The sequence below is a fragment of the Xanthomonas citri pv. mangiferaeindicae genome, assembly GCA_002240395.1.
Classification (GTDB): domain Bacteria; phylum Pseudomonadota; class Gammaproteobacteria; order Xanthomonadales; family Xanthomonadaceae; genus Luteimonas; species Luteimonas citri_A.
Map to the genome: position 1 here is coordinate 2721242 of CP016836.1, position 12550 is coordinate 2733791.

Genomic DNA, 12550 nt, shown 5'->3' on the forward strand with positions numbered 1-12550 from the left:
CCTATGAAAATTTTCCCGTTGACCCTCATTCCCAGCGATACCCGCATCGATTTCATGCGGCTGCGGCATGTCTGGGTCTCGTTGTTCGCCCTGCTGTTCGTGGCCTCGATCGCGGTGATCGGCCTGAAGGGCTTCAACTTCGCGCTCGACTTCACCGGTGGTACCGCGGTGAACGTGCGCTTCGAACAGCCGGTGAGTGTCGATGACGTGCGCGAGCGGCTCGAGACCGCCGGCATCGCCAACGCTCAGGTGCAGACCTTCGGCAGCGGCAACGATCTGTTGATCCGGGTGCGCGGCGATGAGCAGGCGAACGTGGACGGCAACACGCAGCTGGCGCAGCAGGTGCTTGCGGCGGCCTCGAGCGATGGCAACCCCGGCCGGATCCTGAGCACCGAGGCGATCGGGTCGCAGGTCTCGGGCGACCTGCGCAAGAACGCGATCTACGCGGCGATCTTCGTGCTGGTGGGCTTCCTGCTCTACATCAGCGTGCGCTTCGAGTGGAAGTTCGCGGTGGTGGCCAGCGTGACCACGCTGTTCGACGTGCTGGTGGTCGCTGCGCTGTTTTCACTGACCGGCCGCGAGTTCGATCTGACCGTGCTCGCAGGTCTGCTGTCGGTCATGGGCTTTTCGATCAACGACACGATCGTGGTGTTCGACCGCGTGCGCGAGAACTTCCGCGGCGTTAGGGCCGAGCCGCTGGAGATCTTCAACCGCTCGATCAACCAGACGCTCTCGCGCACGATCATCACCTCGCTGGTGTTCTTCCTGTCGGTGCTGGCGCTGTTCCTCTATGGCGGCGGTTCGCTCGAAGGCCTGGCGCTGACGCAGATGATGGGCGCGGTCGTCGGCACCTTGTCGTCGATCTTCATCGCCTGTCCGCTGCTGACCTACGGCGTACTGCGCGTCACCAAGCAGGACCTGTTGCCCAAGGCCAAGGACGAGGCGGCCCTGGCACGCCGTCCGTAAGGCGGCGGCCGGGTCAAAACCGGGGTCAGAGTGCAATTCGCCTGGCGAAATTGCACTCTGACCCCGGTTTTTGACCCCGGTTCTTGTCCGGGCCGGGACGAAGAAAAAGCCACGCAATGCGTGGCTTTTTCTGTTTCCGGGGGCTGGGATCCGCGTCTGCGGATCCTGCGACTGGCCCGATGGGTCAGTCGAATTCCTTTGCGTATCCCGACGACACCAGCACCTGCTGCAGGGGCTCGATCAGGCGGACGTTGGCGGCAAGGATCGGGCGGCCGCCGGCAAAGGCGACATTGAGCGGCCCGGTGGCGCGGCCCTTGAAGTCGCTGACGCGACCACCGGCCTCACGGACCAGCAGCACGCCGGCCGCGATGTCCCAGGGGTGCACGCCGGCCTCGAAGTAGGCGTCGCAGCGACCGGCGGCGACGTAGGCCAGGTCCAGTGCGGCCGAGCCGGCACGGCGGACGTCTTCGGCGGACTCGAGCAGGGCGTCGACCGCGCGCAGCTGCGCACCGGCACGCTTGCGCTCGCGCGGGGCGAAGCCGGTGGCGATCATCGCGCCCGACAGGTCCTTGCGGTCGGCGACGCGGATGCGGCGTTCGTTGAGCTGGGCGCCGGCGCCGCGCGTGGCGGTGAACAGTTCGTTGCGCAGCGGATCGAAGATCACGCCGTGCAGCGGCTCGCCGCCCTCGACCAGCGCGATCGACACGCACCAGTGGGGGAAGCCGCGCAGGTAGTTGCTGGTGCCGTCGAGCGGGTCGATGACCCAGGTGTAGCGGCTCGCGCCGCCGCGGCCGGGCTTGGCGCCGCCTTCCTCGCCGAGGATGGCGTAATCGGGATGTGCCCGGCGCAATTCCTTGACGATCGCCTCTTCGGCCAGGCCGTCGACTTCGCTGGCGTAGTCCAGTCGGGCTTTCTCGACGACGTTGAGCGCGTCGAGCTTGTGCATGTTGCGCAGCAGGACGTTGCCGCCGGCACGCGCCGCCTTGACCATGATGTTGACAGCAGGTTGAAGCATCGCGGACGACTCCGGGCGCGGGCGGGTTCGAGGGGAAAAAGAGCGGTGCCGGCGCTTGGCCGGTCGAGCAGTTTACCATTCGCGGCATGCAAGCGCCCCTCAATCCTGACTCTTCGCCCGACACGGTCGCTGCGCGCCTGCGCATCGTGCTCGTCGGCACCCAGCATCCCGGCAACATCGGCTCGGCCGCACGCGCGCTCAAGACGATGGGACTGCACCGTCTGGTGCTGGTCGCGCCGCAGAAGTTTCCGCATGCCGATGCCGAGGCGATGGCCGCCGGCGCCGACGACGTGCTGGCCTCGGCCGCGCGTTTCGACACCCTGGCCGAGGCGGTCGCCGATTGCCGGTTCGTGCTCGGCTGCACCGCACGCAGCCGGCGGGTGCAGTTGCGCGAGCTGCGTCCGCGAGACGCCGCGGCCGCGGCGCATGCGCAGGCACTGGACGGCGGCGAGGTGGCGCTGGTGTTCGGGCGCGAGCGCACTGGCCTCGAGAACTCGGAGCTGCAGCTGTGCCATGCCGCCGTGCACATCCCGGCCAATCCCGACTACAGCTCGCTGAACCTCGCGGCCGCGGTGCAGGTGCTCAGCTACGAGCTGCGGCTGGCGCTGCTGGGTGAGACAGCGGCCCCCTCGGCGGTCGCGCCGGTCTCCACCGACGCGGTGCCGCACGCCCAGCTCGAAGGGTTTTTCGCCCAGCTGGCCGACACGCTCGAGGCGATCGACTTCCACAAGGGGCGGGCGCCCGACTCGGCGATGCGCAAGCTGCGCCGGCTGTTCGTACGCACCGGACTCGACGAAAAGGAGGTCCGGCTGCTGCGTGGCATCCTGGCCGATGCCCAGCGCATGGCGCAGTTGGCCGGCCAGCGCGCGCGCTGATCCGCCGGCGCCGTTGCCAGGCTAGGTGAGCCGCGAGATCCAGTCTGTCGCCGCGGTGGCCAATGCGCCGCTGAGCACGCCGAACACCCCGATCGCCAGCAGGCCGGCGGCCCAGGCGACCAGCAGCAGGGCGCCGTCGCGTTCGAGCAGCGCCAGTGCATAGGCCAGCAGCAGCACGGCGAAGACATAGTTGGTGAACGGGATCGGCAGCGCCAGCAAGATCCCCAGCAGCACCAGCAGCAGGCCGGTGAACATCGTCGCTGCACGGTGGTCGAGGACGCCGGGCAGGCGTGGGCGACTGACCCGCTCCAGGCGTCGGAACCAGGGCTCGAGCACGGTCTCGAAGCGCTTCACGGCACTGCGGTGCGGGCCGCGTTCGGCGATGAACCCGGGCAGCCACGGCTTGCGCAGCCCGACCAACAACTGCAGCCCGACGAAGATCACCAGCGGGCCGCCGACCGCACCGCCGACGCCGGGAATCGGAATGAACGCAGGCAGCGTGGCGACGAACAGCATCATGCCGAACACGCGCTTGTCCAGGCCGGCCAGCAGGTCGCGGAAGCGCAACTGGTCGCCAGGATCGCCCGCCGCCATCGCCGCGAGCAGTTCCCGGGTCGAGGCTTCCTCGCGCGAACGCAGCTCCGGCCGTTCAGGCCGCATCGTCGGCCTCGTGCTCGGGCAATCGCTGCAGCAGCAGCTTGTCCACCCGCGGCCCGTCCAGATCGACGATCTCCACGCGCCAACCGTTGGCGTCGAAATGCTCGCCGACGTTGGGGATGCGCCCGAACTGGGCGATGGTCATACCGGCAGCGGTGTGGAAGATGTGCTCGTCCTCGCCCGGCAGCTCGCCCCCGCCGAGCAGTTCGCGGACCGCCTCGACCGACAGGCTGCCGTCGACCAGCAGCGAGCCGTCGTCGCGCGTGACCACCAGCGGCGAGGCGTCCACACCGCTGCTCTGGGTGCGCCCGATCACCGCTTCCATGACATCGTTGACGGTGACCATGCCGGTGATGTCGCCGTACTCGTCGACCACCAGCGCCAGCGACTGCTGGTTCTCGCGCAGGATCTCCAGCAGCTTCATCGCCGGCGTCGACTCGGACACGAACAGCGGCTCGCGCAGGTACTTGAACAGGTCGAAGGCCCCGGCATCGAGCCGGTCGATCAACGACTTGATCTCCATGATTCCGACCACGTCGGCGTCGTTGCCGCGCAGTACCGGGTAGCGCGAATAGGGCGTGTCGCGCATCCGCGCCAGGTTCTCTTCGAAGCTGGCCGACACATCGAGCCAGGCGATGCGGGTGCGCGGCGTCATCAGCGTCTCGGCATCGCGGTCGCCCAGCGTGAGCACGCGGTTGACCATGTTGCGCTCGTCGGCGTCGATCACGCCCTGCTCGTGGCTCTCGCTCACCAGCATGCGAATCTCTTCTTCGGTCACCTGGGCCGCTTCGGTGTCGTTGAGCCGCAGCAGCCGCAGCAGGCCACGGACCGAAGCGCTGAGCAGCCACACCGCCGGGGTCGCGATGCGCGAGAGCCAATGCATCGGCAGCGCGACCACGCTGGCGACGCGCTCGGGCGCCAGCAGCGCCAGCCGCTTGGGCAGCAGTTCGCCCAGCACGATGGTCAGGAAGGTGATGAGGCCAACGGCGAGCACCGTGCCGGCGGTGGTCGCATAGGCGCCCAGCGCCGGCAGCCTGGACGCCAGCCAACTGCCGATGGCGCTGCCCAGCGCATCGCCGCCGAGCATGCCGGTGAGCACCCCGATCAGCGTGATGCCGACTTGGACAGTCGACAGGAAGCGCTCGGGATGCTGGGCCAGCTCCAGGGCCGTGCGTGCGCCGCGCCGCTCGGCCATTTGCTTCAGACGCGGCTTGCGGGACGTCACGACCGACATTTCCGACAGCGCGAAGAACGCGTTGCAGGCGATCAGCGCCAGGACGATGAGGATCAGCTCAAGCATCGACGGCGCCCGGGTTCAGGCCAAGACCGGGGGTGAAGGCCGGCAGGCGAGGGCATCGGCGGGCGGAGGGCGGTCTAGGGTCGTCGTCCATGGGGGGCGGGCAGCGCAGAAGGGCGCGGGCCGGACTATAGCAGGTGCCCGCGTGAGGACCCCGGGCACGTCCGGGGTGGTCGCAGGCGTCATGGAGCCGTCATAATTCGCCCTTGCGCAAGCGCCCGGCCCCGCGGGTGCGCGGACAAAGGCGTCGGCATGTTCTCCCTGCAAACCATCTTCGGCCAAGGCAACCAGTTCTACACCCTGCTCGAGGAGGCGGCGGTCGCCGCGCACGACAGCGCCATCGCGTTGCACGCGATGCTCAAGGAAGCCGATCGGCAGCCCGCGCTCGACGCCTTCAAGCTGGCGCGCATGCGTGAGCGCGAGGCCTCCGACAAGATCAGCCAGGCGCTGGTCGACAGCTTCATCACCCCGATCGAGCGTGAGGACATCGAGGCACTGGGGTCGGCGCTGTACAAGATTCCCAAGCAGATCGAGAAGTTCGCCGATCGCTATTCGCTGGCCACCCAGCACCTGGAGCACATCGACTTCGCGCCGCGCGCGGCGATGCTCGAACAGGCCTCGGCGGTGGTGGTAAAGATGGTCAAGACCCTGCGCAGCATGAAGCTTGAGCCGATGAAGGCGCTCAACGACGAGCTGCGCGCGCTGGAGAACGAGGCCGACCGGCTGATGCTCGAGCTCTACCGCGATATCTACTCGGGCAAGCTCGATCCGCTGCAGATGTTCCTGCTCAAGGAGTTCTTCGAGATCCTCGAGAAGGCCATCGACCGCTGCCGCGAGGCCGGGGTCGTGGCCTACGAGATCGTGCTCAAGAACTCCTGACGGGCCGCCGACCATGCTGACCCTCGTGCTGATCGTGGTCGCGACCGCGCTGGTGTTCGAATACATCAACGGGTTCCACGACACCGCCAACTCGATCGCGACGGTCGTCGCCACCAAGGTGCTCTCGCCGATGCAGGCGGTCGGGCTGGCGGCGTCGATGAACCTGATCGGCGCGCTGATGGGGACCGCGGTCGCCAAGACGATCTCCTCGGGCCTGATCGATGCCGGCGTCATCGATGTCGGCTCGCAGCTGATCCTGTGCGCGCTGCTGGGCGGCATCATCTGGAACCTGATCACCTGGTGGTGGGGCCTGCCGTCGTCGTCCTCGCATGCGCTGATCGGCGGCCTGATCGGCGCCGCGCTGGCCGCCGCGTCCAACAACTTCGACGTGGTCGTGTGGTCGGAGCCGGCGACGCCGTTCTGGCAGAGTGCCGGCGTGCTGTGGAAAGTGGTCGTGCCGATGGTCAGCTCGCCGGTGCTGGGCTTTGCGGCCGGCTTTCTGATGATGGGCGTGCTGTTCTTCGTGATCTCGATGATGGCGCGCAGCGGCGGCGTGCTGGCGCGCATCGCGCGGCCGCGCTGGGTCAATGCGTTCTTCGGCAAGAGCCAGATCGTCTCGGCCGCCGGCATGGGCTTCGCGCACGGCATGAACGATGCGCAGAAGACGATGGGCATCGTCGCGCTGACCCTGGTCAGTGCGCAGAGCGTGGGCACGCTGGACAATCTGCCGGGCTGGCTGGCGTTCCTGCACCCGTCCGAGGCCGCGCTCAATGAGGGCGACATCGACCTGTGGATCAAGATCTCCTGCGCGCTGGTCATGGCCGCAGGCACCGCCGCCGGCGGCTGGCGGATCATCAAGACGCTGGGCCACAAGCTGGTCAAGCTGCACCCGATCCACGGCTTCGCGGCCGAAACCAGCGCCGCGTCGGTGATCCTCGCGGCGTCGTCGCTGGGCATTCCGGTTTCGACCACCCACAACATCTCCTCGGCGATCATGGGCGTGGGCACCGCCAAGCGGCTGAATGCGATCAAGTGGTCGGTGGTCAACAAGATGATCTGGGCCTGGATCCTGACGATCCCGATGTCGGGTGGCATCGCCTACGGGCTGTTCCGGGTGTTCCACCACTTCGGCTGGGTGTGACGCCGGCCCGCCAAGCGAAGACCGCACGGGCCGACCGGCCCGTATCGCCATCCCCGGCGCCGGGCGAGAGCCCGCACGCCCGCATCGTGGCTGCGATCCTTGCCGTACCCGCCGGACGGGTCGCCGGCTATGGCCATATCGCACGCCGCGCCGGATTGCCTGGCCGGGCACGGATGGTGGCGCGGGTATTGCGTGACCACGATGGGCCGGCGCTGCCCTGGCATCGCATCGTCCGTAGCGATGGGCGCATTGCATTTCCCGACGGCTCGCCCGGCTTCGAGGAACAGGTCCGCCGGCTGCGCGCCGAAGGCGTGACGGTCGTGCGAGGGCGCGTGCGCATGCCGGCCGAGGACGGGCTCGATGCGGCGTTGTGGGGGCCGGACGCGCGCGACTGACGGCGACGCAGTCGACACGGCACGCCGGTATCATGGGCGCGCATAACGAGGAGTGCCGATGTTTCCGAGGTTGCCGCAGGCCGTCAAAGTGATTCTGGCCATCAATGTCGTGGTGTTCCTGCTGCAACTGGTGATCGGGGGCCTGCTCGCGCCGTTCATGCTCTGGCCGCTGGGCGGTGCCGATGCCGGCGGGTTGGGCTTCCAGCCGTGGCAGTTGTTGACCTACGGCTTCATGCACGACCCGCGCAATCTCGCGCATCTGGTCTTCAACATGCTGGCGCTGGTGATGTTCGGCTCCCAGCTCGAGTACACCTGGGGCACACGGCGCTTTGTGACCTACTACCTGGTGTGCGTGGTCGGCGCCGGGCTGTGCCAGCTCGCGGTGGTGACCTGGTCGCTGACGCAGGGAGCATTCCCGTATCCCACGCTCGGCGCGTCGGGCGGCGTGTTCGGTCTGCTGCTGGCCTACGGCATGCTGTTTCCGAACCAGCGGATCATGCTGTTGTTCCCGCCGATCCCGATGCGGGCGCGCACGCTGGTCATCGTCTACGGCCTGGTCGAGCTGGTGCTCGGCATCACCGGCACGCGCTCGGGCGTGGCGCACTTCGCGCACCTGGGCGGCATGCTGTTCGGCTGGCTGCTGATCCAGCACTGGCGCGGTCGCCCGCCGTTCAACCGCAGCCGCCGCCACGTGCGGAGGTTGTGAGCGGGGAGGCATTCCGCGCATCGGGATTGAGGATGCGTTAGACGCGGATGCCTCGGCCGACAGCGCACCGCTCGGAAACCAAGAAGGCCGCACAAGATGCGGCCTTCTTTTTGATTCTTCTCGAAGCCGGCCCCAAAACCGGGGGTCAGAGTGCAATTTCGCGTTGCGAAATTGCACTCTGACCCCGCGCCGCGTCGACGGATCCCGACGCCCGAATCCCCTGGCCCGGCTTATCGCCAGATCCGGACCTGATCCTCGGCCTTGCGGTTGAGCGCATCGCCGGCCTTGCACTGGAAGGTCTCGGCGAAGGCCGGCAGGTTGGCGACCGGGCCGTTGGCGCGCCACTGGCCGGGGGCCTGCTGGCTGGTCGCGGCGTTGCGCGTCGCGGTATCGACCGCCGACTGCTGCCGCCACAGCTGCGCCCAGGCGTTGAAGAACGCCTCGCGCGCCGGCTTGGCGACCTCGGGCGTGGCCTGCTGCAGCGCATCCCAGGCCAGCTCCACGCCCGCCAGGTCGGCGGCGTTCTCGTCGCGGGTCAGTGCCCCGTTGACGTTGACTCCGGTCAGGCCGGGATAGGGATAGCCGTTGTACTGGGTGACCAGGCGGTCGGTCGTCTGCAGCCACGCCGCGTCGTCGGCCGGGGTCCACCAGCTGCGCAAGGCATCGTTGCTGTCGACGGACTTGCCCTTGATGTCGACCGCGCGGCTCATTTCGTGGCCGACCAGCGCGCCGAAGGTGCCGTAGTGCGCCGCGCCGTCCTGGGTCATGTCCAGCACCGGCGCCTGCAGCACCGCGGCCGACACGATGATCCGGTTCTGCGCCGGGTCGTAGGCCAGGGCCGGCGTCTGCGGCAACACGTCCCAGCGCCGGGCGGCATTGGTCTGGCCGATGCGGCGCATTTCCTGACCATGACGCCAGGTCGCGGCGATGAGCATGTTGCTGCCGAAGCTGCCGCGGCCCATCGGCTGCACGGTGTAGTCGATGTCCTGGACCGGTGCGCCGATCTCGATCCGCAGCTTCGCCAGCTTGGCGCGTGCTTCGGCCTTGGTCGGCTCGCTCATCCAGGTGCTGCGGTCGATGCCGCGGCCCAGCGCGTCGCGCACCTGGCCGGCGATCGTCTCGGCGCGCGCACGGGTGGCGTCGGGCAGGTGACGGCCGATGTACTCGCGCGAGACCATCGGGCCGGCGGCGCGGTTGATCGCCGCCAGCACCTGCTGCCGGCGCTCGGGCTGGGCGGCTTCGCCGCGCAGGATACGGCCGTGGAAATCGAATTCGGCATCGCGGAAGCGCTTGGACAGGTACGGCGCCATCGCATTGCCGATATGGAAGCGCAGATAGGCCTTCCACTGTTCGGGCTTGAGCGTATTGACCAGCGTGTCGAGCTGCTGGAACAGCGCGGCATCGGCCAGCGAGACCTGCTGCGCGGTCACGTGCTGCGCCTGGAGGAAATCCTCCAGTTGCAGGCGGCGGTACTGCTTGCCCAGGCCGGCGACGTCGACCAGCGCGTACTGCGTGCGCGGGTCGCGGATGTCGGCCAGGGGCTTGGAGGCGGCGGCGATGCGGCGCTCCAGGTCGAGCACCAGCGCGGTGTCGGCTTCGAGCCGGTCCTCGGTGGTGCCGGTCAGCGCCAGGATGTTGCGCACGTACTGGGTGTACTGGGCGAACACCTCCTGGGTCTGGGCATCGCCGCGGCTGTAGTACGCCGGGTCGGGCAGACCCAGGCCGCCCTGGACGAAGTAGGCGATGTTGCGGTTGAGGTCGGCCACGTCGACCTCGGCACCGAAGTTGAAGAGCACCGGGATGCCGACCGAATGCAGCGCGGCGATCGACGGCGCGATGTCGCGGGTCCGGCGGATGCCGTCGATGCGCGCGATCAGCGGTGCGATCGGCTTGGCACCATCGGCCTCCACGGCGGCTTCGTCCAGGCCGCTGGCCCAGAAGTCGCCCAGCAACTGTTGCACATTGTTCTGCGGCGCCTGCATCGCGGCATCGAGCAGGTCGTACTGCTGCTGTTGCGCCAGCGCCTGCAGTTCGCCGAGCGCCGAGCGCGTGCCCTGGCCGGCGACCAGAACATTGGCGGCCAGCCAGTCCTTGTTGACGACGGCGTACAGGTCGCTGCAGGCAGTCACCGGCGGCGGGCCCTTGGGCGCGGCTGCGCGCCGGCGCTGGGCGTCGGCATCGGTGCTCAGGCCCACGAGCAGGGCGATCGACGCGGCAAGCAGCGCCGGGCGGGCGAGGGTGGCATGAATCGGCATTGCGGATTCCGTTCGGCGTGATGCGCGCAAGTCTAGCAAGCGCGCAAGTGCGCGACGTGCAGACGCATGCAGGGTGCGGTGCACCGGTGGGTGGGCCCGCATCGCCGAGATGCCAGCGCCCGGAAAAGACGAGGCCCGGCGTCGCCACCGGGCCTCGCTGGTCAGCCGATCAGGGCTGGCCGGGGCGTTACCAGATCACCACCTGGCGGTCGCCGTCGCGCACCATCGGGTCGCCCGGCTTGCACTGGAACGCGGCTGCGAACGCCGGCAGGTTGGACGGCGCGCCGATCGCGCGGAACGACGACAGCGCGTGCTCGTCGGTCGCCAGCCGCTGAGTCAGCTGCTCGGGCGTGAAGTTGCGGCGCCACACCGTGGCCCAGCTCAGGAAGAAGCGCTGGTCGCGGGTCATGCCGTCGGTCATCGGGTCGGGCGTGCCGGCGGTGGCCTTCTTCATTGCGTCATAGGCCGTCGCCAGGCCGCCCAGGTCGGCGATGTTCTCGCCGAGCGTGTGGTTGCCGTTGAGCGCGCGGCCATCCGACAGGCGGTAGTCGTTGAACTGCTGGACGAGCTTGCCGGTCCGCGCCTTGAAGCCGGCGAAGTCCTCCGGCGTCCACCAGTCCTCCATGTTGCCGGTGGGTCCGAAGCGCGCGCCCTGGTCGTCGTAGCCGTGCGTCATCTCGTGGCCGATCACCGCGCCGATGCCGCCGTAGTTCATCTCGTCGGTGGCTTCGGGATCGAAGAACGGCGGCTGCAGGATCGCGGCCGGGAACGTCAGCTGGTTGGCCAGCGGGTTGTAGGAGGCGTTGACCGTCTGCGGGCGCATGCCCCACTCGGACTTGTCGACCGGCTTGCCGATCTTGCCCAGGTCCCACTTGTAGTTGAACTCGGTCGCCGCCAGCACGTTGCCCAGGTAGCTGTCGCGCGAGGTCGTCAGGCCGCTCCAGTCGCGCCACTTGTCGGGGTAACCCACGCGCGGCTCGAACGTCTCCCACTTGGCCAGCGCCTTGCGCTTGGTCTCCGGGCTCATCCACTCCAGGTTCTCGATGCGCTGCTTGAGGGCGTCGCTGAGGTTGGCGATCAAGGCTTCCATCTTGGCCTTGGACTCGGGCGGGAACGCGACCTGCACGTACAGCTGGCCCATCGCATGGCCGATCTCGTTGTCGACCGTGCCGAGCACGCGCTTCCAGCGCGGCTCGATTTCCTTCTGGCCGCCGAGCGTGCGGTCATAGAACGCGAAGTGCTGCTGCACGAAAGCGTCCGACAGGTACGGCGAAGCGCCGTCGACGAGGTGGAAACGCAGGTACGCCTTCCACTGCTCGACCGGCACGTCGACCAGCATCTTGTCGACTTCCTGGTGGAACTCGGGCACCGACAGCGACAGCGTCTGCGGCACCGCGATGCCCTGCGATTCGAAGAACGTCGTCCACGGGAAGTTCGGCGTGAGCTTGTCGGCCTCGGCCACGGTGATCGGGTTGTAGTACAGCCCGACATCGCGCGAGAACGCCTCGCGGGACTTGGAGACCCTGGCGATGCGGGTCTCGAACGCCATCACGTCCTTGGCCTGCGCCTGGGCCTGCTCGGCCGGCACGCCCGACAGTTCGAGCACCTTGGCGATGTGGGCGACATAGGCCTCGCGGATGCCGGCCTTGTCGGCGGTGCTGTAATAGGTGGTGTCGGGCAGGCCCAGGCCGCCCTGGCCGGTCGCGGCGATGTTGACCGAGGAATCCTTGAAGTCCGGCATCGCGCCGATGCCCCACAGGAACCCCTGACCCTTGGCCGCGCTGGCGCGCAGCCATTGCGCGATCGATGCGCTGTCGGTCAGGCCATCGATCGCGGCCAGGTCATCGTGCAGCGGCGCCAGCCCCTGGGCCTCGATCGCGGCCTCGTCCATGCCGGTCGCCCAGAAATCGCCGACCAGCTTCTCGATGCCGGTCGCGTCGGTGTGTTCGGCCGCCTGCTGCGCGAGCTGGTGCTGGACCGCGGTCGAGCGCTCGTCGAGCATTTCGAACGCGCCCCACGAGCTGCGGTCGCCGGGGATCGGGTTGGCCGCCAGCCACTTGCCGTTGACGTAGCCGCCGAAGTCGGCGCAGGCGTTCTTGGTGGTGTCCAGGTCGTCGATCAGGAAACGGTTGTAGGGCGGCAACGCGGCCTCGTCGAGGTGGAACGTCGGCGCCTGGGCCGTCTGCGGTGCGTCGGCGGCGGGGGCCGCGGCGTCCTGGCCGCCCGAGCAGGCGGACAGCGCGAGCACGACGGCGCCGGTCAGCAGCAGGCGCTTGGGAACGATGGCAATCAAGACAGTCTCCGGGAGAGTGGCGCCGGACGGCGCCCTGTGAGCGCGCACTCTACGCCTGCCCCCGGGCGCCC

At 68.5% G+C, this 12550-nt stretch carries 11 protein-coding genes; 6 read left to right on the plus strand and 5 right to left on the minus strand.

What is annotated here, in order from left to right; translation table 11 throughout:
- Positions 1-3: 3 nt before the first annotated feature.
- Positions 4-966 (plus strand): protein-export membrane protein SecF, encoded by a 963-nt coding sequence (locus BEN78_11805; GenBank protein ASR43953.1) that lies wholly within the window; start codon positions 4-6, stop codon positions 964-966.
- A gap of 184 nt (positions 967-1150) precedes the next feature.
- On the opposite strand, the gene BEN78_11810 is transcribed toward BEN78_11805, so the two are convergent.
- Positions 1151-1981 carry an inositol monophosphatase gene (locus tag BEN78_11810; GenBank protein ID ASR43954.1) on the minus strand — a complete coding sequence of 277 codons (831 nt, stop codon included), beginning with the start codon at positions 1979-1981 and terminating at the stop codon, positions 1151-1153.
- An 86-nt stretch (positions 1982-2067) separates the two neighbouring features.
- On the opposite strand from BEN78_11810, the gene BEN78_11815 reads away from it, so the two are divergent.
- Positions 2068-2856, plus strand: a complete 789-nt coding sequence (locus BEN78_11815; GenBank protein ID ASR43955.1) for an RNA methyltransferase — start codon at positions 2068-2070, stop codon at positions 2854-2856.
- Between the two features lie 21 nt (positions 2857-2877).
- On the opposite strand, the gene BEN78_11820 is transcribed toward BEN78_11815, so the two are convergent.
- Positions 2878-3516, minus strand: a complete 639-nt coding sequence (locus BEN78_11820; GenBank protein ID ASR43956.1) for a hypothetical protein — start codon at positions 3514-3516, stop codon at positions 2878-2880.
- Complete coding sequence (locus tag BEN78_11825) at positions 3506-4813, minus strand: hemolysin (GenBank protein ASR43957.1); 1308 nt, start codon at positions 4811-4813, stop codon at positions 3506-3508. Before BEN78_11825 ends, BEN78_11820 begins: the two co-directional genes overlap by 11 nt.
- Positions 4814-5062: 249 nt before the next feature.
- On the opposite strand from BEN78_11825, the gene BEN78_11830 reads away from it, so the two are divergent.
- From BEN78_11830 to BEN78_11845, 4 genes are all read left to right on the plus strand, one after another.
- The gene (locus BEN78_11830; GenBank protein ID ASR43958.1) at positions 5063-5689 is read left to right on the plus strand and encodes a pit accessory protein; all 627 of its coding nucleotides are present in this window, start codon (positions 5063-5065) and stop codon (positions 5687-5689) included.
- Between the two features lie 13 nt (positions 5690-5702).
- The gene (locus BEN78_11835; protein ASR43959.1) at positions 5703-6830 is read left to right on the plus strand and encodes an inorganic phosphate transporter; all 1128 of its coding nucleotides are present in this window, start codon (positions 5703-5705) and stop codon (positions 6828-6830) included.
- Positions 6831-6916: 86 nt separating this feature from the next.
- Positions 6917-7225, plus strand: coding sequence for a cysteine methyltransferase (locus BEN78_11840; GenBank protein ASR45107.1), 309 nt, complete (start codon positions 6917-6919; stop codon positions 7223-7225).
- 58 nt (positions 7226-7283) lie between these two features.
- A complete protein-coding gene (locus tag BEN78_11845) occupies positions 7284-7931 on the plus strand; it encodes a rhomboid family intramembrane serine protease (protein ID ASR43960.1) in 648 nt (215 codons plus the stop codon).
- Positions 7932-8161: 230 nt separating this feature from the next.
- On the opposite strand, the gene BEN78_11850 is transcribed toward BEN78_11845, so the two are convergent.
- Both BEN78_11850 and BEN78_11855 read right to left on the minus strand, forming a co-directional pair.
- Positions 8162-10186 (minus strand): peptidase M13, encoded by a 2025-nt coding sequence (locus BEN78_11850; protein ASR43961.1) that lies wholly within the window; start codon positions 10184-10186, stop codon positions 8162-8164.
- 187 nt (positions 10187-10373) lie between these two features.
- Positions 10374-12479 (minus strand): peptidase, encoded by a 2106-nt coding sequence (locus BEN78_11855; protein ID ASR43962.1) that lies wholly within the window; start codon positions 12477-12479, stop codon positions 10374-10376.
- Between the last annotated feature and the right edge of the window lie 71 nt (positions 12480-12550).